A 23,304-nucleotide genomic window follows, 5' to 3' on the forward strand; every position below is an offset into this window, starting at 1 on the left:
GGCTACGCCTTACCGGGCCTACGGGAGTATACGTAGGTCGGGTAAGGCGTAGCCGCCACCCGACAAATCAACGGCGCGATCTTACCACCTGATACCGACGCGTGAAGTACTCAAACGGCGCGCTCCACACGTGCACCAGGCGGGTGAACGGGAAGATGAGGAAGATCGTCATCCCCAGCACCAGATGCACGCGGAAGATCGGCGCGACGCCGCTCAGCATTTCCGACGAGCCGCCCTTAAACGTGACGATCCCCTGCGCCCAGCCAACCAGCTTCATCATCTCGCTTCCGTCAGGGTACTGAGCGGAGAAAGGAATGGTCGACAGCCCAAGGATGCACTGAAGCAGCAGGATACTCATGATGATAATATCCGGCGTGGTGGACGTGGCGCGCACCCGCTGGTTGAACAGGCGTCGGATCAAAAGCATCGACCCACCGATCAGCGTCAGCACCCCGCAAATACCTCCCGCAATCATGGCTAACTGCTGTTTAACCGCGACGGGTAAAAACCAGGCGTACATCCAGTGCGGGGTTAACATGCCGAACAGGTGCCCGAAGAAGATCCCCAGAATCCCAATATGAAACAGGTTCGAAGCCCAGTTCATCCCGCGCTTGCTGAGCATCTGGCTTGATGACGCCCGCCAGGTGTACTGCCCATAGTCGTAGCGCAACCAACTGCCGAGGAAGAAGACGGTGGCGCAGATGTACGGATAAATGTCATAGAAAAACACGTTCAGGTAATGAGTCATTTTGGGCCTCCGGCGCTGACGTCCACGTACTGCGGCGCGACGTCCTGGCTAAAGCGTCGTTGATATTGCTGCATCGGCGAACTGTCGCACGATGTGGCGTTGTCTTCGATAAACTTGACCTGTTCCTCTTCCCACACGGCGTCCAGCGCCTGACGGGTATCATCACGTTTTTCACCGGATACCTGTTTCGCCACGCTGTCGCTGGAAAGCCGTGTTTCCGCCAGCGACAGCAGGGCGTCAAACAGCTTGTAATGCGCTACCTCGCGCTGTTTCAGGCGGCCTCCAATCAGCGCCAGTATAGGCGCGACGTTTTGCAGCCCTTCACGCGCCTCGTCGTCGCTGACGATACTGAGATATTCCAGATAGAGCGGCAGATAGTCCGGCAGCTCGCGGCAATCCAGCTCCAGCCCGGCTTTCTCATACTGGCTCATCAGGTCGACCATCGCCTGACCGCGATCGCGGGACTCGGCGTGAACGTGCTCGAACAGCAGTAGTGAAGTCGCGCGCCCCCGCTCGAAAACTTCACACCATTCGGCCTGCTTATCCAGCAGCGGGGCGCTCAGGTGCTGCTGCGCAAACGGCAGTAGCATGGGCGCATCCTGTTCCACCAGGGAAAGCGCTTCTTCACGGTTATCCCAAAGCAGCTCATCGGGATACTCAATCAGTAGCGCGATGATTTTAAGGATCTGCATTATTCTCCCTCCCCGTGATCGCGCACCTCGGTAATGTTGATCGCGTCGATGCGGCTGCTGTTGAAGAGGTTGAATTTGGTGTCGGAGCCGTGACAGCCGTCACCGAAGGTGAAGCCGCAGCCGTTTTTCTCCGGGAAGGCGTCGCGCGCCATTTCGCGGTGGCTGGTCGGGATCACGAAGCGGTCTTCGTAGTTAGCGATGGCCAGATAGCGGTACATCTCCTCAACCTGCGCTTCGGTCAGGCCCACTTCCTCAATGGCGCGGGTATCGGTCACGCCTTCCACGGTCTGGGAGCGTTTGTAGTGGCGCATCGCCATCATGCGCTTCAGAGCGCGCAGCACCGGGCCGGTATCGCCCGCGCTGAGCATATTTGCCAGGTATTGCACCGGGATGCGCAGGCTTTCGACCGCAGGCAGTACACCGTCGCTCTGCGGCAGACCACCCGCGTCCGCGTAGGACTGAATCGGTGACAGCGGCGGCACATACCAGACCATCGGCAGGGTGCGGTATTCCGGATGCAGCGGCAGGGCGAGCTTCCAGTCCATCGCCATTTTGTAAACCGGGGAACGCTGCGCTGCGTCGATGACGTTCTGCGGGATGCCCTGCTTCAGGGCTTCTTCAATCACCGCCGGATCGTTCGGGTTAAGGAACACGTCGCACTGGCGCTCATACAGATCGGTTTCATGCTCGGTGCTGGCCGCCTCTTCAATACGGTCCGCGTCATACAACAGCACGCCAAGGTAGCGGATGCGTCCAACGCAGGTTTCTGAGCAGACGGTCGGCTGGCCGGACTCGATGCGCGGATAGCAGAAGATGCACTTCTCTGACTTGCCGCTTTTCCAGTTGAAGTAGATTTTCTTGTACGGACAGCCGCTGATGCACAGTCGCCAGCCGCGGCATTTGTCCTGGTCGATCAGCACAATGCCGTCCTCTTCGCGTTTGTAAATCGCACCGCTCGGGCAGGTGGCGACGCAGCTCGGGTTGAGGCAATGCTCGCACAGGCGCGGCAGGTACATCATGAAGGTGTTTTCGAACTGACCGTACATCTCTTTCTGGATCTTCTGAAAGTTTCGGTCGCGGGCGCGTTTTTCGAACTCGCCACCCAGCAGCTCCTCCCAGTTTGGTCCCCAGACGATCTTATCCATCCGCTTACCGTCAATCAGCGAGCGGGGGCGGGCGGTAGGGAGGTGATCCCCCTCCGGGGCGCGGTGCAGATCCTGGTAATCGAAGGTGAAAGGTTCATAGTAATCGTCAATCTGCGGCAACACGGGGTTGGCGAAAATTTTCGACAGGACGCCCATTTTTCCGCCGAGGCGCGGGGTCAGCTTGCCGTGAATACTGCGGATCCATCCGCCTTGCCACTCATCCTGATCTTCCCAGTTTTTCGGATAGCCGATACCCGGTTTGGTTTCGACGTTATTAAACCACGCATACTCCATCCCTTCGCGCCCGGTCCAGACGTTCTTACAGGTGACCGAGCAGGTGTGGCAGCCAATGCATTTATCGAGATTCAGTACCATGCCAACCTGTGAGCGTATTTTCATTTTTTCGCCTCCTGAACCTGATCCCGACCTTCGCCGTCCAGCCAGTTAATGTTTTTCATTTTGCGGATCATAATGAACTCGTCGCGATTCGAGCCGACGGTGCCGTAATAGTTAAAGCTGTACGCCAGCTGCGCGTAGCCGCCAATCATGTGGGTCGGTTTCGGACAGACGCGCGTGACCGAGTTGTGGATCCCGCCGCGCCGTCCGGTCACTTCTGACCCCGGAATGTTCAGAATGCGCTCCTGAGCGTGGTACATCATGGTCATGCCCGGCGGCACGCGCTGGCTGACCACCGCGCGGGCGGTGAGGGCGCCGTTGGCGTTGAAGGCTTCGATCCAGTCGTTGTCCTCAATCCCCAGCTCGCGCGCGTCGGTTTCGCTGATCCAGACGATTGGCCCCCCGCGTGACAGGGTCTGCATCAGCAGGTTTTCGCTGTAGGTGGAGTGAATGCCCCATTTCTGGTGCGGCGTCAGGAAGTTAAGCGCTTTTTCCGGGAAGCCATTCGGCGGGATCTCGCGCATATGGGTGACGCTGCGGGTATCAATCGGTGGACGATAGGCCACCAGACTTTCACCGAAGGCGCGCATCCAGGCGTGATCCTGATACAGCTGCTGGCGGCCGGAAATCGTGCGCCACGGGATCAGCTCGTGAACGTTGGTATAGCCTGCGTTATACGAGACATGCTCGCTCTCAAGGCCGGACCACGTTGGGCTGGAGATAATTTTGCGCGGCTGCGCCTGAATATCGCGGAAGCGAATTTTCTCGTCTTCTTTGTTCAGCGCCAGATGGGTGTGATCGCGCCCGGTCAGTTCGCCGAGGGCCTCCCAGGCTTTGACCGCGACCTGACCGTTGGTTTCCGGCGCAAGAGCGAGGATCACCTCTGAAGCATCAATGGCGGTTTCAATGCGTGGTCGGCCTTTGGCCGGGCCGTCGAGCTTGACGTAATTGAGCTTGCCGAGGAAATCGACTTCGTTTTGCGTGTTCCACGATATGCCTTTTCCGCCGTTGCCGAGCTTGTCCAGTAGCGGACCGAGAGAAGTGAAGCGCTCGTAGGTTTCCGGATAGTTGCGCTCGACGACCGCAATGTTTGGCGCGGTTTTACCGGGGATGAGATCGCACTCGCCTTTGCGCCAGTCCAGAATATCAAAAGGCTGCGACAGTTCCCCCGGGGAGTCATGCTGTAGCGGCTGTAGCACCACGTCAGTTTCGGTGCCGAGATGCCCGACGCACACTTCAGAGAAGACTTTGGCGATGCCTTTGTAGATCTCCCAGTCGCTGCGGGACTCCCACGCGGGGTCAACGGCGGCAGAGAGCGGGTGAATAAACGGATGCATGTCCGAGGTGTTCATATCGTCTTTTTCATACCAGGTGGCGGTCGGCAGGACGATATCGGAGAACAGGCAGGTGCTGGACATACGGAAATCGAGCGTCACCAGCAGATCCAGCTTGCCCTCAATGGCGGCGGTTTGCCATTCCACCTCTTCAGGTTTGACATCATCCGTTGAGCCTAAATCCTCGCCCTGAATCCCGCTCTCGGTGCCAAGCAGGTATTTGAGCATGTACTCATGGCCTTTTCCGGACGAGCCAAGCAGGTTAGAACGCCAGACAAACAGGTTGCGCGGGTGGTTCTTGCCGTTGTCCGGCTGTTCGCAGGCGAAGCGAATATCGCCCGATTTTAACGCCTGCACGGTGTAATCCTGCGGCGACATTCCGGCGGCGTCGGCACGGGCCTTAACGTGCAGCGGGTTGAGGTTGAGCTGCGGCGCGGAAGGGAGCCAGCCCATGCGCTCGGCGCGGACGTTGAAATCAATCAGATGTCCGGTGAATTTCGACGCGTCTGCAAGAGGAGAAAGCAGCTCCTGTGCGGTGAGCTTCTCATAGCGCCACTGGCTGGCGTGGTTGTAGAAGTAAGAGGTGCTGTTCATCTGGCGCGGCGGACGGTTCCAGTCCAGTGCGAAGGCCAGCGGCAGCCAGCCGGTTTGCGGGCGCAGTTTCTCCTGGCCGACATAGTGCGACCAGCCGCCGCCGCTCTGCCCGACGCAGCCGCAAAAGACCAGCATGTTGATCATCCCGCGGTAGTTCATGTCCATGTGGTACCAGTGGTTCACACCGGCCCCGAGGATGATCATCGAACGACCATGGGTTTTGTGCGCCGTGTCGGCAAATTCACGGGCGATTTTTTCTATCAGGTAAGCGGGGACGCCGGTAATTTGTTCGCCCCAGGCCGGGGTGTAGGCTTTGATCTCGGCGTAGTTTGCCGCCGCGTTACTGTCTTCCAGACCGCGATCGAGGCCGTAGTTTGCGAGGACCAGATCGTACACGCTGACCACGCGTCTCTGGCTGCCATCGGCCAGCGTCAGGGTTTTACTCGGTACGCGGCGCTTCAGCACCGGCTCCTGCTTCACGCTGCGGAAATGCGGGTTCTCGTTGCCCCCGAAGTAAGGGAAGGCCACGTCTGCCACACTGTCGTGGGTGATGAGCAGGGAAAGCGTCAGCTCGGTCTCCTGTCCCGCGGCCAGCGACTCCAGGTTCCATTTGCCTTTTTCGCCCCAGCGGAAACCGATAGAGCCGTTCGGCGCCACCAGATTTCCGGCGACGTCAAAGGCGATGGTTTTCCACTCCGGATTATTGGTTTCACCCAGCCCGTCGGCCAGATCCGACGCGCGCAGCATGCGGCCCGGCACCACGCGACCGTCAGCCTGTTCATCCAGCAGGACCAGCATCGGCATGTCGGTGTAGCGGCGGCAATAGTTGAGGAAGTAATCGCTCGGGTTATCAAGGTGGAACTCTTTGAGGATCACATGCCCCATCGCCATGGCGAGCGCGCTGTCGGTACCCTGTTTGGGGGCCAGCCACTGGTCGCTGAGCTTCGCCACCTCCGAGAAGTCCGGCGTAATGGCGACGGTCTTGGTGCCTTTGTAACGTACTTCGGTAAAGAAGTGGGCGTCCGGGGTACGCGTCTGCGGCACGTTCGAGCCCCAGGCAATGATATAGCTGGAGTTGTACCAGTCCGCCGATTCCGGCACGTCGGTCTGCTCGCCCCAGGTCATCGGCGATGCCGGAGGCAAATCGCAGTACCAGTCATAGAAGCTCAGGCAGGTGCCGCCGAGCAGGGAGAGATAGCGCGTACCGGCGGCATAAGAGACCATCGACATGGCCGGGATGGGGGAAAAACCGGCTACCCGATCCGGGCCGTAGTTTTTGATGGTCCAGACGTTGGCGGCAGCAATCAGTTGGTTAAGCTCTTTCCAGTTTGAGCGGATAAACCCGCCTTTACCGCGCGCCTTTCTGTAGCTTTGCGCTTTCTGTGGATCGTTCTGAATGGCATCCCAGGCCAGCACCGGATCGGTATGCTGCGCCAGCGCCTCGCGCCAGAGCTCGATCAGCCTGCGGCGTACCAGCGGGTACTTGAGACGGTTGGCGCTGTAGAGATACCAGGAGTAGCTTGCGCCACGCGGGCAGCCGCGCGGTTCGTGGTTAGGCAGGTCAGGGCGGGTACGCGGGTAGTCGGTCTGCTGGGTTTCCCATGTCACCAGGCCATTTTTGACATAAATCTTCCAGCTACAGGAGCCGGTGCAGTTAACGCCGTGGGTGGATCGCACAATTTTGTCGAACTGCCAGCGCTGACGGTAACTGTCCTCCCAGTCACGGTTGGTGTGGTACACCTGGCCGTGCCCATCGGCGAAACTGTCGCCTTTTGTTTTGAAGTAACGGAAGCGGTCCAACAGTTTGCTCATGACATTTCTCCTGCTTCGATAGCATGGCCGGAGGGTGAGGCATCACGCTCCGGCGAAGAGGTAGTTATTTTTTTTGTGAGGATTTGCGGCCGTACACCAGCCAGGTGACGAGCACGCAGACGATGTAAAACACGAGGAAGACTTTCATGGCGCCCACCGGGGAACCGGTCATCGCCAGGGAGGTGCCAAAGGCTTTGGGAATAAAGAACCCGCCCACCGCACCGATGGCAGAGATAAAGCCCAGCGCCGCAGCCGTTTCGGTCACCGCTTCATGCTGTGCCTGTTCATCGCTCCCGCCCTGTTTTTTCACGCGGTCGAGGGTGATTTGGCGAAAGATAATCGCGATCATCTGGAAGGTCGAGCCGCTACCCAGGCCTGCGGTCAGAAACAGGCCCATAAAGACCAGATAGAAGGCGATAAAGCTGCCTGAACCAGACCCGGGGAGCGTCAGGAAAATCAGGGCGCTAAAGATGGCCATAAAGACGAAGTTGATCAGCGTCACCCTTACGCCGCCCAGCCTGTCTGAAATCATCCCGCCAGCCGAACGCGCCAGGGCGCCGATCAGTGGGCCAAAGAAGGCGAGGTGGAGGATATTAACGTCCGGAAACTGGGTTTTCGACAGCATGGCAAAGCCTGCCGAGAAACCGATAAACGAGCCGAAGGTTGCCAGATAAAGCAGGCTCAGCAGCCAGAGATGAAAGCGCTTAAGCACCGGAAGCTGGCTGGCAATGGACGCTTTCGAGCTGGCGATGTCATTCATGCCAAAAAACGCCGCAATGGTGGCCAGAATCAGCAGCGGCGCCCAGATCCACGCCGCGTTCGCCAGCCACATCGTCGAGCCATCCTCCTGCGGTACGCCGTGCACGCCGAGGAAGGTAAACATCGGCAGGAAAATCACCAGCGGCGCAACCAGCTGCATCACACTCACGCCCAGGTTACCCAGCCCGCCGTTAATGCCCAGTGCGCTGCCCTGTCTGGCTTTCGGGAAGAAGAAGCTGATGTTTCCCATGCTGGAAGCGAAGTTGGCACCGGCAAAACCGCACAGCAGCGCGATGATGATGAAGATCCAATAGGGCGTGGCGGTATTCTGAATGGCGATCCCAAGCCAGACACAGGGTACGACCAGGATAACGGTGCTTAACACGGTCCAGTAACGTCCGCCAAATATCGGTACCATAAAAGAGTAGGGGACACGCAATATCGCGCCGGAGAGAGAAGGTAATGCCGTTAGCATAAAAAGCTGATCGGTGCTGAAATTAAATCCGACCTTATTAAGATTTACCGCAATAGCGCTAAACAACATCCAGACGCAAAACGCCAGAAGCAAACATGCCACGGAAATCCACAGGTTTCTTCGTGCGATATGTTTCCCTTTATTCTCCCAAAATTGCGCGTTTTCCGGTTTCCAGTTACTCAACAGATGCTGATTACTCTTCTCGCTTTGATGTGACATATCACCCTCTTGCTTACCGAAGTGGAGAGAAAAAAGAAGGAAAAACAGAAAGATACCTGTCAGTGGCGTATGAAATTTATAGGATGTTATGGGATACATCTGAAAGGATAGATAAAAAAGCGAATCCCTGAGTTTGGAATGGGAATCAGGGTTCGCTTTATGTGTTACTAATTGTAACTCTTTGCGGAAATTAATACTCCGATGGGAGTATTAAAACAATTCGAGGGAGATAAGTTTATCCAGATGCTTATTAAATGCCGCGTCGTCCATTTCAGGCATATTTAAGACGTATATGCCATCCAGGCCACATACCAGACCAATTAAACGCCAGGCGATATTTTCCGGCTGATCAGCAAGCGTAAAGGCGTTGGCCTCCGTACCGGCGCGGATAATTGCGACCGTTTCCTGGTGCCACATCTCCATGGTCAAAACGTAGGCGCTTTTGATATCGCTATCCCGGCTGGCGAGAATTTGCGCCTCCCGCCACAGCCGAATGTAGGGCTCAAACCCGCCGTCATCGCTGCCGAGCATGGCATGCAGGCGCTCGCGCCAGCCTGCGTTTTCGCCAACGATTTCAGCATCCAGCAAATCGCGGATCAGCCTGACAAACGCCAGCGATTTAAGCTCGCCCGCCGACGCAAAGTGGTGATGCACCTGCCCGGTGGCGACGCCCGCTTCGGTAGCGATTCGGCGCACGGTCATCGCAGCGAATCCTTCGGTCAGCGCCACGCGCATTGCGGCCTGTAGGATCTCTTCCCGCCGCTCGTCCTTGCTCAGATAACGCATAATTTCTCACTCTCAATGGCAACGAAACGAGTGTAACAAAGAGCTGGACAAGTGTTCAACTTTACGTAGGATCGCAATCTGGACATGTGTCCAGTTTTTAAATGAAAAGGAAATTTATGTTTCGTCAGTGGTTAGCGTTAGTGATTATCGTGCTGGTGTATATCCCGGTGGCGATTGACGCGACGGTGCTGCACGTGGCGGCGCCAACATTGAGCATGACGCTGGGTGCCAGCGGCAACGAATTGCTGTGGATTATTGATATTTACTCGCTGGTGATGGCGGGGATGGTGCTGCCGATGGGCGCGCTGGGCGATCGTATAGGTTTTAAGCGCCTGCTGATGATCGGCAGCGTGCTGTTTGGCCTGTCATCGTTAGCGGCGGCTTTTGCGCCGTCCGCGGGCTGGCTGATTGCCGCCCGCGCGTCGCTGGCGATTGGCGCGGCGATGATCATTCCGGCTACGCTTGCAGGGATCCGCACGCTGTTTATTGACGTGCGGCACCGTAACATCGCCCTTGGCGTCTGGGCTGCCGTTGGGTCGGGCGGCGCGGCGTTTGGCCCGCTGATTGGCGGCATGCTGCTGGAGCACTTTTACTGGGGTTCGGTCTTCCTGATTAACGTGCCGATCGTGCTGATCGTGGTTTCGCTTGCTGCGCGCTTTGTGCCTGCTCAGCAGGGTCGGCCCGAGCAGCCGCTCAATATCAGCCATGCCATTATGCTGATTGTCGCCATTTTACTGCTGGTCTACAGCGCCAAAACCGCCCTGAAAGGGGTGCTGTCGCCGTGGATGGTGGCCTCTACGCTGCTTACCGGGGCGATGATGCTGTTTATCTTCGTCCGTATCCAGCTGCGCGCGCGCGTGCCAATGATCGACATGCGTCTGTTTTGCCATCGCATTATTTTAAGCGGCGTGGTCATGGCGATGACCGCCATGATTGCGCTGGTGGGCTTTGAACTGCTGATGGCGCAGGAGTTGCAGTTCGTGCATGGTTTTACGCCGTTTGAAGCAGGGATATTTATGCTGCCGGTGATGGTGGCGAGCGGATTTAGCGGGCCGATCGCGGGTGTGCTGGTCGGGCGTCTGGGGCTGCGCATTGTCGCGGCCGGAGGCATGGGGCTAAGCGCGATCAGTTTTATCGGCCTGTCGACGCTCGATTTCAGCACCCAACAGTGGCAGGCGTGGAGCCTGATGGTGCTGCTGGGCTTTAGTGCCGCCAGCGCACTGCTGGCATCGACGTCAGCGATCATGGCTGCCGCGCCGAAAGAGAAAGCGGCCGCGGCAGGCGCGATCGAAACCATGTCCTACGAGCTGGGCGCTGGTCTCGGGATCGCCATTTTCGGTCTGTTGTTAACCCGCAGCTTTTCGGCGTCAATTGTACTGCCGCAGGGGCTGAGCGCGTCGCTGACCGATAAAGCCTCGTCGTCCATCGGTGAAGCGATGAAGGTCGCGCAGGAGCTGACGCCGTCACTGGCCGAGCCGGTGATGACGGCGGCGAAAACCGCGTTCATCACCTCGCACAGCGTGGCCCTGGGCAGTGCGGGAGCCATGCTGATGATTCTGGCGATCGGGATCTGGTTTAGTCTGGCGAAGGTCGGAGGGCAGCAGTAAAAAAAAGGCCAGCCGCGTGGGCTGGCCTTTTGAACTAACACATCTTAGAACTGGTAGGTCAGACCTACAGCCACGATGTTGTCGGTAGCCACTTTGGCATCTTTGGTGAACTGGCTGTCATCCACGAGGTTGATTTTGTAATCAACGTAGGTGGACATGTTTTTGTTGAAGTAGTAGCTCGCGCCAACGTCAACGTATTCAACCAGGTCCTGGTCGCCATAAGAACCGATGTCTTTACCTTTGGATTTCAGGTAAGCGATGGATGGACGCAGACCGAAGTCAAACTGGTACTGAGCCACAACTTCGAAGTTCTGTGCTTTGTTGGCAACGTGACCGCTACCGAACGCCGTCATGTTGCGGGTTTCAGAGTAGGTGGTTGCCAGGTAGATGTTGTTCGCATCGTACTTCAGGCCAGCAGCCCAGACTTCTGCGTTTTCGCCACCGGCGTTCAGGTTGCTTGCAGCACGAACCTGACGGTCAGTACGGTCAGATTTCGCGTAGGTCGCACCCACACCGAAGCCGTCGAATTCATAGGTAGAAGACAGACCCCAGCCGTCACCGTTGGATTCGGTGATCTCTGAACGGTCGTTTTTACCCTGGTACTGGGCAGCCACGTTCAGGCCGTCAACCAGACCAAAGAAGTCGGTGTTACGGTAGGTGGCAACGCCAGTGGTACGACCGGTCATGAAGCCGTCAGTCTGCGTCCAGGTATCGCCACCGAACTCTGGCAGAACGTCAGTCCATGCGCCGATGTCATAAGCAACACCGTAGTTACGACCGTAGTCGAAGGAACCGAATTCATCGAATTTCAGACCAGCGAAGGCCAGACGGGTTTTGTTGCCGTCGGAACCCTGAGCTTCAGAGCGGTTGCCCTTGAACTCATATTCCCACTGGCCGTATCCGGTCAGTTGATCGTTGATCTGAGTTTCACCTTTGAAGCCCAGACGAACGTACGTTTTGTCGCCGTCGCTACCAGCATCATCAGAAAAATAGTGCAGACCAGTAACTTTGCCGTACAGATCCAGTTTGTTACCGTCTTTGTTAAAAACTTCAGCCGCGTTAACAACGCCAGCCGCCAACATGGAAGTCACTGCCACTGCAACTAATTTAAGTTTCATCTTAACTAACCCTTATAATTTTATTTGGGTATTTCCTAAGCCACCTGAGCGATTTTTAAACGAGGCTTATCGTCAATGGCAGACTATTTTTAAAATTCCGTAGACTGCTTTCAATAATAAGTTTCAAAATATTAAAGATAATTTCAATTAGTGTGATCCTGATCCGATAAATTTCCCTTAAATCGCTCAATAAGGTTACTTTATATACATAAATTGATTATTAACAAAACACGATAATAAGTCTGGAAATAGTTGCCATGCGTTTTTGTTTTTAGAGGGAGATAAAAGGGCTTGGCAGATAATGTCAAGGAATGGGCCGTGTTATTGACTTTTAAAACAGTGACTTGTGGATTTATCCTGGAGCCTGCAACTGTTTTTTAAAAGAAACATCCAGAAATAAACTATTGCACTATGTGCTATATAGCACGGGAATATTGGGGTTGAATTAATTACATGCGTTGTCAGTTTATGTCAATTTCCACAACGGATCTGACTTTCTATGAGTACTCTATACAGAAATAGAAATACATACGAATGTTATAAATAATATTCTTTACTGTGATCACATATTAAAATAATGTTAATTTTTACCGGGCATAATTCGTGCCCGGTAAAATTAAAATGCTATTTGCGGGTGGCATACCAGCAAAGTAATGATCCGGCGCAAACCATTAATGCACCTTGCCAGAATGAGAATGAAAGCGGAGAGCTCAGCATAATAGCCGCCAGCGCGGCAGAGAGTACCGGGGTGAAGTAGGAGACGGCCGCAAGCACCGTGACGTTACCGTGGAGGATCCCAATGTTCCAGGCGGCGTAGCCAAAGCCAAGGGCAACACCACACATCAACAGCTTCACGACTACCGGCACGCTGAATACCATTTCGGGCTGATCGCTGACGGCATATTTGACCCACAGGCTCAGGGCGGTCAGCAGGACGAAAAGAGTAATGCCATTTTGCCCTCTGGCATACCTGCTGGTGACGGTGCAGTAGGCGGCCCAGATAAAGGCACCGGCAAATGCCAGCCCGTAGCTCAGCGGGCTGGAAACGATGTTTAGCATGATGTCGTGAACGTGCAGCCCGTTTTCGCCGCCTAAGACCCAGCCCACGCCCAGCAGGGAGATCGCTAAGCCGGGGATCACCCACAGGGTGGATTTTTGTCCGTTGAACAAAATGGCGAACACAATCGTCAGGCTTGGCCAGAGATAATTGACCATGCCCACCTCAATTGCCTGCGAGCGCGTCGCGGCAAAGCCAAGCGACAGGGCAAGGCACATTTCATAGCTGACAAACAGGACGCTGCCCGCAATGAGATAGCCTTTCGAAAACCGTTTAATATCAGGGAAACCTACCGTCGCCAGACACAATAATCCGCTGACGGTGTAGATCATCGCTGCGCCCCCCACCGGGCCAAGTCCCTCACTGACGCTGCGGATGAGACCAACCATGGTACTCCACAGCAGTATGGCCACCAGGCCAATCAGCGTTGCTCTTTTTCTGTCCATTACCCTGCCAGTCTCATAAAAATCAAAGGGTAAACTTATAGCATCTAACCCATTCACCAGGCGAATTTTCTGTTTCGCGGTTAACCCGAAAGGAGTAATAAATCATACCGGCGGTGACTATTAAGGGGGCGAAGTTCGGCGACCTTGATTTGACGCAAAAAAAACAGGGGCTTTGCTGTTAGTTTGCGGCGCGAAGTCTTATCAGATAACGAGGACAGCAATGGACGTCAGCCGCAGACAATTTTTTAAAATCTGCGCGGGCGGTATGGCCGGAACAACAGCCGCAATGCTGGGATTCGCTCCCAAAATGGCGCTGGCTCAGGCACGCAACTATAAACTGCTGCGCGCGAAAGAGATCCGTAACACCTGCACATACTGCTCCGTGGGTTGTGGGCTATTAATGTATAGCCTGGGTGATGGCGCGAAGAACGCCAAAGAAGCGATTTATCATATTGAAGGGGACCCGGACCATCCGGTGAGCCGCGGGGCGCTTTGCCCGAAAGGGGCGGGGCTGCTGGACTACGTCCACAGTGAAAACCGTCTGCGCTATCCGGAATATCGTGCGCCGGGCTCTGATAAATGGCAGCGCATCTCCTGGGACGAGGCCTTCTCACGTATTGCAAAACTGATGAAAGCGGATCGCGACGCCAACTTTATTGAAAAGAACGAGCAGGGCGTTACGGTAAACCGCTGGACCTCCACCGGGATGCTGTGTGCATCTGCGGCAAGTAATGAGACCGGCATGCTGACGCAAAAATTTGTGCGCTCCCTCGGCATGCTGGCGGTTGATAACCAGGCGCGCGTCTGACACGGACCAACGGTAGCAAGTCTTGCTCCAACATTTGGTCGCGGTGCGATGACCAACCACTGGGTTGATATCAAAAACGCAAACGTCGTGGTGGTGATGGGCGGTAACGCCGCTGAAGCCCATCCGGTGGGATTCCGCTGGGCGATGGAAGCGAAAAACAACAACGATGCGACGCTGATTGTCGTCGATCCACGCTTTACGCGTACGGCATCGGTGGCTGATATTTATGCGCCGATCCGCTCCGGTACGGATATTACGTTCCTTTCCGGCGTGCTGTTGTACCTGATCGAAAACAATAAGATTAACGCGGAATACGTTAAGCATTACACCAATGCCGGCCTGCTGGTGCGGGAAGATTTCGCCTTCGAAGATGGCCTGTTCAGCGGCTATGACGCAGAGAAACGTCAGTACGATAAATCGTCCTGGAACTATCAGTTCGACGAAAACGGCTACGCGAAACGCGATGAGACCCTGACCGATCCGCGCTGCGTGTGGAACTTGCTGAAACAGCATGTTTCCCGTTATACGCCAGACGTGGTGGAAAACATCTGCGGTACGCCGAAAGCAGACTTCCTGAAAGTATGTGAAGTGCTGGCCTCCACCAGTGCCGCCGACAGAACAACCACCTTCCTGTACGCGCTGGGCTGGACGCAGCATACCGTGGGCGCGCAGAACATCCGTACCATGGCGATGATCCAGCTGCTGCTCGGCAACATGGGGATGGCCGGTGGGGGCGTGAACGCCCTGCGCGGACACTCCAACATTCAGGGCTTAACCGATCTCGGCCTGCTGTCGACCAGCCTGCCGGGTTACCTGACCCTGCCGTCGGAGAAGCAGACCGACTGGCAAAGCTGGCTTGACGCCAACACGCCAAAAGCGACGCGTCCGGACCAGGTGAACTACTGGAGTAACTATCCGAAGTTTGCCGTCAGTCTGATGAAATCGTTCTACGGCGATGCGGCGCAGAAAGAGAATGACTGGGGCTTTGAGTGGTTGCCGAAATGGGATCAGGCTTACGATGTCATCAAGTATTTCAACATGATGGATAAGGGCGACGTCACGGGGTATATCTGCCAGGGCTTTAACCCGGTGGCGTCATTCCCGGATAAAAACAAAGTCGTTCGCAGCCTGAGCAAGCTGAAGTACATGGTGGTTATCGATCCGCTGGTCACCGAAACGTCTACGTTCTGGCAGAACCACGGCGAGTCTAACGATGTCGATCCGGCATCCATTCAGACCGAGGTGTTCCGACTGCCATCGACCTGCTTTGCGGAAGAGGACGGTTCTATTGCCAACTCTGGCCGCTGGCTACAGTGGCACTGGAAAGGTCAGGATGCGCCGGGTGAAGCGCGTAATGACGGCGAAATTCTGGCCGGGATTTACCATCGTCTGCGCGAAATGTACCGCACCGAAGGCGGCAAAGGCGCAGAGCCGCTGCTGAAGATGAGCTGGAACTACAAGCAGCCGGATCATCCTGAGTCCGAAGAGGTGGCAAAAGAGAACAACGGCGTGGCGCTGGCCGACCTGTACGATGCCAACGGCAATCTGGTGGCGAAGAAAGGCCAGTTGCTCAATAGCTTCGCGCTGTTGCGTGACGACGGCACCACGGCCTCGTCCTGCTGGATCTACACCGGTAGCTGGACGGAGCAGGGTAACCAGATGGCCAACCGTGATAACGCCGATCCGTCAGGCCTGGGCAACACGCTGGGCTGGGCATGGGCGTGGCCGTTGAACCGCCGCGTACTGTACAACCGTGCCTCCGCAGACGTGAACGGTAAGCCGTGGGATCCGAAGCGCATGCTGATCGAGTGGAACGGCACGAAGTGGACGGGAAACGATATCCCGGACTTCAGCACCGCCGCGCCGGGCAGCAACACCGGGCCGTTTATCATGCAGCCGGAAGGGCTGGGACGTCTGTTTGCCATCGACAAGCTGGCGGAAGGGCCGTTCCCGGAACATTACGAGCCGATGGAAACGCCGCTCGGCACTAACCCGCTGCACCCGAACGTGGTCTCCAGCCCGGTAGTGCGTATCTATGAAGATGACGTGATGCGTTTAGGTAAAAAGGACAAGTTCCCGTATGTCGGAACTACCTACCGCCTGACTGAGCATTTCCATACCTGGACCAAACATGCGCGGCTTAACGCCATCGCGCAGCCGGAACAGTTTGTGGAGATAAGCGAAACGCTGGCGAAGGCGAAAGGCATTGCCAATGGCGATCGCGTGACGGTGAGCAGCAAACGCGGCTTTATACGCGCGGTAGCGGTGGTCACCCGTCGTCTGCAAAGTCTGAACGTACACGGCCAGCAGGTAGAAACCGTCGGCATCCCGCTGCACTGGGGCTTTGAAGGGGTGGCGCAGAAAGGTTACATCGCCAATACCCTGACGCCAAACGTCGGCGATTCCAACTCGCAAACGCCGGAGTATAAAGCGTTTCTGGTCAACATCGAGAAAGCGTAAGGAGCGATTAAATGGCGATGGAAACACAAGACATTATTAAACGCTCCGCGACCAACCCGATAACGCCCGCGCCTCGCGCGCGGGACTACAAGGCAGAAGTCGCCAAGCTGATCGATGTCTCCTCCTGCGTGGGCTGTAAGGCCTGCCAGGTGGCCTGCTCGGAGTGGAACGATATCCGCGACGAGGTGGGGCACTGCGTTGGCGTTTACGATAACCCGGCTGATCTGAGCGCCAAGTCCTGGACGGTGATGCGCTTTAGCGAAACCGACCAGAACGGCAAGCTGGAGTGGCTAATCCGTAAAGACGGCTGTATGCACTGTGAAGATCCGGGCTGCCTGAAGGCATGCCCGTCTGCGGGTGCAATTATTCAGTACGCCAACGGGATCGTCGACTTCCAGCAGGATAACTGTATCGGCTGCGGCTACTGCATCGCAGGCTGTCCGTTTAATATCCCGCGCCTCAATAAAGAAGATAACCGGGTCTATAAATGCACGCTGTGTGTCGATCGCGTCAGCGTCGGACAGGAGCCTGCCTGCGTGAAGACCTGTCCTACCGGGGCTATCCACTTCGGCACCAAAAAAGAGATGCTGGAAGTGGCGCAGCAGCGGGTGGATAAGCTCAAAGCGCGCGGCTATGACAAGGCCGGGATTTATAACCCGCAGGGCGTGGGCGGTACGCACGTCATGTATGTTCTGCACCACAATGACCAGCCGGAGCTGTATCACAATCTGCCGAAGGATCCGGCGATCGATACCTCAATCAACCTCTGGAAAGGGGCGCTTAAGCCGCTCTCAGCGGCGGGCTTTATCGCCACCTTTGCCGGGCTGATTTATCACTACATCGGTATCGGGCCGAATAAAGAGGTGGATGACGACGAGGAGGAGCATCATGAGTAAGTCGAAAATGATAGTGCGCACAAAATTTGTCGATCGCGCCTGTCACTGGACGGTGGTCATCTGCTTCTTCCTGGTGGCGGTATCCGGCATTTCGTTCTTCTTCCCGACGCTACAGTGGCTAACGGAAACCTTCGGGACACCGCAGATGGGGCGCATTCTGCATCCGTTCTTCGGCGTACTGATTTTCGTGGTGCTGATGTTTATGTTTGTACGTTTCGTTCATCACAACATCCCTGACAAGCAGGATATTCCGTGGCTAAAAGGGATTGTTGAGGTTCTGAAAGGCAACGAGCATAAAGTCGCGAAGGTGGGCAAATATAACGCCGGGCAGAAGATGATGTACTGGACCATCATGAGCATGATATTTGTGCTGCTGGTGACCGGGGTGATCATCTGGCGTCCGTATTTTGCGCACTATTTCCCGATTCAGGTGGTGCGTTATGCGCTGCTGATCCACGCGACCTCGGCCATTATTCTGATCCACGCCATTCTGATCCATATGTATATGGCATTCTGGGTGAAAGGATCGATTAAAGGCATGATTGAAGGGAAGGTGAGCCGCCGCTGGGCGCAGAAGCACCATCCGCGCTGGTACCGCGACATTGAGCGTCTTGAAGCGCAAAAAGAGAGTTCGGAAGGGTTGAAGTAAACCTTGCGCCGTCGGCATTGTCCGGCGGCGCTGCGCTTGTGCTGGTCTGCTTCCCTGTATCAAAACCGCTCTGCAATATACCGGAAGGGATATTTTGTTGGCTTCACTTTGCCGATCTTGCGTTTCGGTAAATCCACCTTGTCAACGTGAATTTCTTTATAGGGGATCTGTGAAAGCAGATGCGAAATAATATTCAACCGAACCCGTTTTTTATCTTCTGAGCGCGCCACAAACCACGGCGCCCAGGCGGTGTCGGTTGCTTTAAACATCGCATCACGGGCGAGGGTATATTCATCCCACAGATTGAAAGATTTTATGTCCATTGGAGACAGCTTCCAGATCTTGCGACCATCATTAATGCGATCGCGCAGGCGGCGTTCCTGCTCTTTTGGCGTTACTTCAAGCCAGTATTTCAACAATATGATCCCGGCATCGACCATCGCTTTTTCCATCACCGGCGTTCCATCAAGAAATTTGTCGGCCTGCTCTTCGGTACAGAAACCCATTACTCTTTCCACGCCTGCGCGGTTGTACCAGCTGCGGTCAAAAATGACGATTTCACCGGCAGAGGGCAGATGGGGAACGTAACGCTGAAAATAGAGCTGACTTTTCTCTTTATCGGTGGGGGCCGGTAACGCAACAACGCGAAACACCCGGGGGCTGACGCGTTCGGTGATGGCTTTGATGGCGCCGCCTTTACCCGCGCCGTCTCGCCCTTCAAAAACAATACAGACCTTTAACCCTTTGGCGACCACCCATTGCTGGAGCTTAACCAGTTCAACATGGAGGCGGCGAAGCTCTTGCTCGTACGCTTTGGTTTTGAGCGGCGCATTTTTAACGACATCATCAACAACACGGGTTTTCTTCTTACTGACCATGGCGGGTCTCCCTATGGGTCCGGTCGCGGGATCGAGGCCGTACTAAGCGTGTAATCGGCCTGAATGAATGGATTAATGTGTCAGAAAACTGATTTGAACTGGTTCACCATACAAGTTTAATCAATAATGCACGCTGCGTATTTTTTAACAGTGGTCGCGGTATGAAAAAAACAATTTTTTCGTTAGCACTGGCTACCTTTGGCCTGGGGATGGCTGAATTTGGCATTATGGGCGTGCTGACAGAACTGGCTCATGATACGGGCATTTCGATTCCCTCCGCCGGAAATATGATTTCGTTTTACGCTTTTGGCGTGGTGATCGGCGCGCCAATTGTGGCGCTGTTCTCCAGTAGATTTTCGCTGAAAACAACGCTGCTGTTTCTGGTGGCGATGTGCGTCGTCGGTAACGCGCTCTTTACCTTCTCTGACACCTACATGGGGCTGGCGGCGGGGCGCTTAATCTCTGGTTTCCCGCATGGCGCGATTTTCGGTGTGGGGGCGATAATCCTGTCAAAAATTGCGCCACCGGGTAAGGTGACGGTTGCTGTAGCAGGGATGATTGCCGGGATGACCGTTGCCAATTTGCTTGGCGTCCCGCTCGGGACCTGGCTGGGACATGAATTTAACTGGCGCTACACCTTCTTTTTGATTGCCGTCTTTGATGCGCTGGTGATCCTCTCTGTTCTGCTGTGGGTGCCAGACATTCACGACACGACAACCACCCGGCTGACAGAACAATTCCACTTCCTGAAAAAACCGGAACCGTGGCTGATTTTTGCCGCTACGATGTTTGGCAATGCCGGGGTGTTTGCCTGGTTTAGCTTCGTGAAGCCGTTTATGGTCAACGTGTCAGGCTTTTCCGAGGGCGTCATGACCGCGATCATGATGCTGATGGGGCTGGGCATGGTGCTGGGTAATGTCTTCAGCGGCAAGCTGTCGTCGCGCTTTAGCCCGCTGCGCATTGCTGCCACCACCGACATGGTGATTGTGGCTTCGCTGCTGTTACTGTTCGCGTTTGGCGAGCTTAAAACAGCTTCACTGGTAATGGGGTTCGTCTGCTGCGCCGGGCTGTTTGCGCTCTCTGCGCCGCTGCAAATACTGCTGCTGCAAAATGCGAAAGGCGGCGAGATGCTGGGCGCCGCAGGCGGGCAAATGGCGTTTAACCTCGGCAGCGCAATAGGCGCGTATTTCGGTGGAATGATGATTACGCTCGGCTTTAGCTGGAGCTATGTCACGCTTCCGGCAGCGATCTTATCCTTCTCAGCAATGACCTCTCTGTTGATGTACGGTTTTTTATGTGCCAAAAAGCGTCAGGCCAACGCAGGAGCGCTGGCTTGATTTCACGCTTTGCCCGCTGGTCGCGGGCACAGGAGGGGACTACACGAATTTCGCCAGTGGGTCAGCGGCGGCAAATGCGACTGCTTTGTCTGCTGCTGGCGGGTAAATCAGTTCGTTGGTGATGGCGACTTTGATCTTTTTGCCTTCCTCGCGCACGGATTTAACACGCTGTTCCCAGCCCTCGGTGTACACCGCGCCCCAGCCACCCAGATCCAGACAGGTGACGTAATTCACCTGACGGTAAGGGTACGGCTCCAGATTTAACAGGCTGGCAGCTGCGTTATGTCCGGCGAATTTCCCCAGCTGGATCGCGTGCTGGCAGGTCATCAGTGCCGTGTTGCCCGCATCGTCCGTTTTGGCGTGAGCCATATCACCCGTCGCGTAAACCTCCGAATGCGCAGGGACCTGCAACGTGTCGGTGACGATAAGGCGTCCCTGAGTGTCGCGTTCCCCGTCAATTTGCAGGCTGAGGGGGTTAGCTTCTACCCCTGCCGTCCACACTACAGTCGCGCTGGCAATGCGCTCTCCGTTTTTCAGCGTCACGCCGCTGGCATCAATAGCTTCAATTTCACTGTTTAAACGCCATTCAACGTCCAGAGCGTTGCTTGCTTCTTCAATGGTGTTACGCAGCGCCTCGCTGTAACGCCCGCCAATGGTTGCACCTCTTTCAACTACGATCACTTTAGTCTTTGTATCGGCGCCGAAGCGGGTGCGAAGACGATCAGGGAGTTCCGTTGCCAGCTCAATGCCGGTAAAACCGCCGCCACACACGACCACGGTATTGCGTTCTGGGGTGGAGGGGCGCGAAACCAGCGAATCAAGATGTTGCTCGAACAGCCTGGCGGAGTCGAGTTGGTCGATATCAAATGCGTATTCAGTCAGACCGGCAATCGGCGGACGTTTAGTCTGGCTACCGGTTGCGAGGATCAGACGTTCCCAGTTGACTTCGGCAATGGCGCCGTTTGAATCGCGATACAAAACGGTTTTAGATGAGGTATCAATACGTTGTGCTTCGCCCGAAATAAAGGCAATACCCAGCTCAGCAAACAGTTCGGTCAGTGGCGCGACCATCGTCGACACGTTCTCTTCATAAAAACGTGGACGAACGCGCAGTTCCGGCACCGGGGCCAGCACGGCAATGCTGAGGCTATTATTACCTTCCAGAGCAGAAAGACGCGCGGCGCTGACCGCAGCCCACATACCGGAAAACCCACTACCCACAATTAAAATCTGCTTTTTCATACTCGATCCTTTTGTTCGTCAGGCTGTGTGTCTGACATAACTGCCACTATACTTGTCGGAGTTAACTGCGACAACTTCTTTCTGAGTTAAAATTCGTTATAATGCAGCGAACAATGACCCGGAGTGAGCCATGGCGTTTTACAGTTCTGGTGTGGAATATGGCATTCATAGCCTGATGTGTATGGTGGATGCAAAAGGCAATGAGCGTGAGATGAGCGTCCGGGAGATGGCGGCCTTGCAGGGCGTACCGTACGACTATCTTGGGAAGATTTTCACTCGTTTGTCACGCGCGGGGCTGGTTATCAGCACCGAAGGCAAGGGGGGAGGATTCCGGCTGGCGCGTCCGGCAGAGCTGATCAGCGTGCTGGACGTGGCGCACGCCATCGACGGCGATAAGAATATGTTCGAATGTCGGGAAGTGCGTCAGCGCCTGGCGGTATTTGATGAAACGCCACCGGCCTGGGTTTGTGACGGACCGTGCGGGGTGCGATCGGTTATGGACAGCGCGCAGCAGCGGATGGAAGAGGAGTTAGGACGCCATACCATCCTGGATCTGGCGCGGAAGATGTATCGAAAAGCGCCGGACACGTTCCAGATCGAGGTTCAGGAGTGGATTTCCGATCGCCGTTCGTCTACGTGACAGGCCGGGCAGGGCAAACCCGCTACCCGGCCACCGCGGTTAAGAACGTAAATCAATCACCATACGGCCACGGATCTGGCCCTGTTCCATCTCTTTAAAGATGGCGTTGATATCTTCCAGTGGGCGCAGCGTGACTTTCGGAACCACCTTACCTTCAGCCGCAAACTGGAAGGCTTCGAGCAGATCCTGACGAGTACCCACCAGAGAGCCCACCACCTGAATCCCATCCAGGACCAGACGTGGAATATCCAGGCTCATCGCTTCCGGCGGCAGGCCAACAGCCACCACGCGGCCTCCGGCGCGAACCGCGTCAACGGCAGAGTTGAAGGCCGCTTTCGCCACCGCCGTCACCACTGCCGCATGTGCGCCGCCGGTTTTCTCCTGAATCACTTTTGCCGCATCTTCACTGCGGGAGTTCACGGTTAAGTCTGCGCCCATGCTGGCAGCGAGCTTCAACTGCTCGTCATTCACGTCAATGGCGATAACTTTCGCATTAAAGACATTTTTGGCGTATTGCAGTGCGAGGTTGCCCAGACCGCCCAGGCCATAGATCGCAATCCACTGGCCGGGTTTGATCTCAGAGACTTTTACCGCTTTGTAGGTGGTGACCCCGGCGCAGGTGATGCTGCTGGCCGCCGCAGAGTCCAGCCCCTCCGGGACTTTAACCGCGTAATCCGCGGTCACGATGCACTCTTCCGCCATGCCGCCGTCGACGGAGTAACCCGCGTTTTTTACGTCACGGCACAGAGTTTCGTTGCCGGTATTACAATATTCACAGTGGCCACAGCCTTCGAAGAACCACGCCACGCTTGCACGATCGCCAACTTTCAGTGACGTGACGCCCGGACCAATCTCTTTGACAATACCAATCCCTTCATGGCCGAGGATCACCCCGGTCTTGTCGCCAAAATCACCATTTTTAACATGGAGATCGGTATGGCAAACGCCACAGCACTCCATCTTCAGCAGCGCTTCACCATGTTTGAGCGCGCGTAAGGTTTTCTCTGTAACGTTAACCTGATGATCCTGAGTGACAACAGCAGCCTTCATGTGTTTCTCCTTTTACTAATGAGTATCTGCATAGCAGGTGTAATACCCATTAAGGATTAATACTTTGGCGCTGTAATGCAAGGCAACCGCAACATAATGTCATCAATTAATTCAGTTTCAGATTAATAATACGGTGATCCTCTAATAATCAGTAGG

At 55.5% G+C, this 23,304-nt stretch carries 17 protein-coding genes; 6 read left to right on the plus strand and 11 right to left on the minus strand.

The features are described 5' to 3' along the window. Window positions 1–67: 67 nt before the first annotated feature. From narI to L350_RS17540, 6 genes are all read right to left on the minus strand, one after another. Window positions 68–748: a respiratory nitrate reductase subunit gamma gene (gene narI / locus L350_RS17565; RefSeq protein WP_022648214.1), complete on the minus strand. Its 681-nt coding sequence runs from the start codon at window positions 746–748 to the stop codon at window positions 68–70. Next, window positions 745–1,440, minus strand: a complete 696-nt coding sequence (narW, locus tag L350_RS17560; RefSeq protein WP_023306264.1) for a nitrate reductase molybdenum cofactor assembly chaperone — start codon at window positions 1,438–1,440, stop codon at window positions 745–747. The genes narI and narW overlap by 4 nt, the downstream gene beginning before the upstream one ends. Beyond that, window positions 1,440–2,984 carry a nitrate reductase subunit beta gene (gene narH / locus L350_RS17555; protein ID WP_022648212.1) on the minus strand — a complete coding sequence of 515 codons (1,545 nt, stop codon included), beginning with the start codon at window positions 2,982–2,984 and terminating at the stop codon, window positions 1,440–1,442. The genes narW and narH overlap by 1 nt, the downstream gene beginning before the upstream one ends. After that, window positions 2,981–6,721, minus strand: coding sequence for a nitrate reductase subunit alpha (locus tag L350_RS17550; protein WP_032624201.1), 3,741 nt, complete (start codon window positions 6,719–6,721; stop codon window positions 2,981–2,983). Before L350_RS17550 ends, narH begins: the two co-directional genes overlap by 4 nt. A 64-nt stretch (window positions 6,722–6,785) precedes the next feature. Beyond that, window positions 6,786–8,174: a NarK family nitrate/nitrite MFS transporter gene (locus tag L350_RS17545; protein WP_032624203.1), complete on the minus strand. Its 1,389-nt coding sequence runs from the start codon at window positions 8,172–8,174 to the stop codon at window positions 6,786–6,788. Window positions 8,175–8,384: 210 nt separating this feature from the next. Then, window positions 8,385–8,960, minus strand: coding sequence for a TetR family transcriptional regulator (locus L350_RS17540; RefSeq protein WP_032624204.1), 576 nt, complete (start codon window positions 8,958–8,960; stop codon window positions 8,385–8,387). Between the two features lie 116 nt (window positions 8,961–9,076). Here L350_RS17540 and L350_RS17535 point away from each other — a divergent pair, with 116 nt between their 5' ends. Continuing rightward, entirely contained in the window at window positions 9,077–10,567 is a 1,491-nt protein-coding gene (locus L350_RS17535; RefSeq protein ID WP_032624205.1) for an MFS transporter, read from the plus strand. Between the two features lie 44 nt (window positions 10,568–10,611). On the opposite strand, the gene ompC is transcribed toward L350_RS17535, so the two are convergent. After that, the gene (ompC, locus tag L350_RS17530) at window positions 10,612–11,685 is read right to left on the minus strand and encodes a porin OmpC (protein WP_022648207.1); all 1,074 of its coding nucleotides are present in this window, start codon (window positions 11,683–11,685) and stop codon (window positions 10,612–10,614) included. 624 nt (window positions 11,686–12,309) lie between these two features. Beyond that, window positions 12,310–13,188 carry an aromatic amino acid DMT transporter YddG gene (gene yddG, locus L350_RS17525; RefSeq protein ID WP_032624206.1) on the minus strand — a complete coding sequence of 293 codons (879 nt, stop codon included), beginning with the start codon at window positions 13,186–13,188 and terminating at the stop codon, window positions 12,310–12,312. Window positions 13,189–13,408: 220 nt separating this feature from the next. On the opposite strand from yddG, the gene fdnG reads away from it, so the two are divergent. From fdnG to fdnI, 3 genes are read left to right on the plus strand one after another with little or no spacing between them, the layout of a single operon-like run. Further along, window positions 13,409–16,456, plus strand: a complete 3,048-nt coding sequence (gene fdnG, locus L350_RS17515) for a formate dehydrogenase-N subunit alpha (protein ID WP_115504191.1) — start codon at window positions 13,409–13,411, stop codon at window positions 16,454–16,456. An 11-nt stretch (window positions 16,457–16,467) separates the two neighbouring features. Then, window positions 16,468–17,352 carry a formate dehydrogenase subunit beta gene (gene fdxH, locus L350_RS17510; protein WP_003857048.1) on the plus strand — a complete coding sequence of 295 codons (885 nt, stop codon included), beginning with the start codon at window positions 16,468–16,470 and terminating at the stop codon, window positions 17,350–17,352. Then, on the plus strand, window positions 17,345–18,001 hold the full coding sequence (gene fdnI, locus L350_RS17505) for a formate dehydrogenase-N subunit gamma (RefSeq protein WP_032624208.1): 657 nt from the start codon (window positions 17,345–17,347) through the stop codon (window positions 17,999–18,001). The genes fdxH and fdnI overlap by 8 nt, the downstream gene beginning before the upstream one ends. A 59-nt stretch (window positions 18,002–18,060) precedes the next feature. Here the strand turns inward: fdnI and ppk2 are convergent, their stop codons facing one another. Then, the gene (ppk2, locus tag L350_RS17500) at window positions 18,061–18,879 is read right to left on the minus strand and encodes a polyphosphate kinase 2 (RefSeq protein ID WP_022648203.1); all 819 of its coding nucleotides are present in this window, start codon (window positions 18,877–18,879) and stop codon (window positions 18,061–18,063) included. 161 nt (window positions 18,880–19,040) lie between these two features. On the opposite strand from ppk2, the gene araJ reads away from it, so the two are divergent. Continuing rightward, window positions 19,041–20,216, plus strand: a complete 1,176-nt coding sequence (gene araJ, locus L350_RS17495) for an MFS transporter AraJ (protein WP_032624209.1) — start codon at window positions 19,041–19,043, stop codon at window positions 20,214–20,216. Between the two features lie 39 nt (window positions 20,217–20,255). Here the strand turns inward: araJ and L350_RS17490 are convergent, their stop codons facing one another. Further along, window positions 20,256–21,458, minus strand: coding sequence for an NAD(P)/FAD-dependent oxidoreductase (locus L350_RS17490; protein ID WP_032624210.1), 1,203 nt, complete (start codon window positions 21,456–21,458; stop codon window positions 20,256–20,258). 130 nt (window positions 21,459–21,588) lie between these two features. On the opposite strand from L350_RS17490, the gene L350_RS17485 reads away from it, so the two are divergent. Then, complete coding sequence (locus L350_RS17485; protein WP_022648200.1) at window positions 21,589–22,098, plus strand: RrF2 family transcriptional regulator; 510 nt, start codon at window positions 21,589–21,591, stop codon at window positions 22,096–22,098. Between the two features lie 39 nt (window positions 22,099–22,137). Here the strand turns inward: L350_RS17485 and adhP are convergent, their stop codons facing one another. Further along, window positions 22,138–23,148: an alcohol dehydrogenase AdhP gene (adhP, locus tag L350_RS17480; RefSeq protein WP_022648199.1), complete on the minus strand. Its 1,011-nt coding sequence runs from the start codon at window positions 23,146–23,148 to the stop codon at window positions 22,138–22,140. Between the last annotated feature and the right edge of the window lie 156 nt (window positions 23,149–23,304).

It is taken from the genome of Enterobacter sp. MGH 4 (assembly GCF_000534735.1).
Taxonomy (GTDB): domain Bacteria; phylum Pseudomonadota; class Gammaproteobacteria; order Enterobacterales; family Enterobacteriaceae; genus Enterobacter; species Enterobacter intestinihominis.

Excerpts from the sequence above, each read along its gene's own strand:
- narI (WP_022648214.1), bottom strand. The coding sequence starts at position 748 with ATGACTCATTACCTGAACGTGTTTTTCTATGACATTTATCCGTACATC.
- narW (WP_023306264.1), bottom strand. The coding sequence starts at position 1,440 with ATGCAGATCCTTAAAATCATCGCGCTACTGATTGAGTATCCCGATGAG.
- narH (WP_022648212.1), bottom strand. The coding sequence starts at position 2,984 with ATGAAAATACGCTCACAGGTTGGCATGGTACTGAATCTCGATAAATGC.
- L350_RS17550 (WP_032624201.1), bottom strand. The coding sequence starts at position 6,721 with ATGAGCAAACTGTTGGACCGCTTCCGTTACTTCAAAACAAAAGGCGAC.
- L350_RS17545 (WP_032624203.1), bottom strand. The coding sequence starts at position 8,174 with ATGTCACATCAAAGCGAGAAGAGTAATCAGCATCTGTTGAGTAACTGG.
- L350_RS17540 (WP_032624204.1), bottom strand. The coding sequence starts at position 8,960 with ATGCGTTATCTGAGCAAGGACGAGCGGCGGGAAGAGATCCTACAGGCC.
- L350_RS17535 (WP_032624205.1), top strand. The coding sequence starts at position 9,077 with ATGTTTCGTCAGTGGTTAGCGTTAGTGATTATCGTGCTGGTGTATATC.
- ompC (WP_022648207.1), bottom strand. The coding sequence starts at position 11,685 with ATGAAACTTAAATTAGTTGCAGTGGCAGTGACTTCCATGTTGGCGGCT.
- yddG (WP_032624206.1), bottom strand. The coding sequence starts at position 13,188 with ATGGACAGAAAAAGAGCAACGCTGATTGGCCTGGTGGCCATACTGCTG.
- fdxH (WP_003857048.1), top strand. The coding sequence starts at position 16,468 with ATGGCGATGGAAACACAAGACATTATTAAACGCTCCGCGACCAACCCG.
- fdnI (WP_032624208.1), top strand. The coding sequence starts at position 17,345 with ATGAGTAAGTCGAAAATGATAGTGCGCACAAAATTTGTCGATCGCGCC.
- ppk2 (WP_022648203.1), bottom strand. The coding sequence starts at position 18,879 with ATGGTCAGTAAGAAGAAAACCCGTGTTGTTGATGATGTCGTTAAAAAT.
- araJ (WP_032624209.1), top strand. The coding sequence starts at position 19,041 with ATGAAAAAAACAATTTTTTCGTTAGCACTGGCTACCTTTGGCCTGGGG.
- L350_RS17490 (WP_032624210.1), bottom strand. The coding sequence starts at position 21,458 with ATGAAAAAGCAGATTTTAATTGTGGGTAGTGGGTTTTCCGGTATGTGG.
- L350_RS17485 (WP_022648200.1), top strand. The coding sequence starts at position 21,589 with ATGGCGTTTTACAGTTCTGGTGTGGAATATGGCATTCATAGCCTGATG.
- adhP (WP_022648199.1), bottom strand. The coding sequence starts at position 23,148 with ATGAAGGCTGCTGTTGTCACTCAGGATCATCAGGTTAACGTTACAGAG.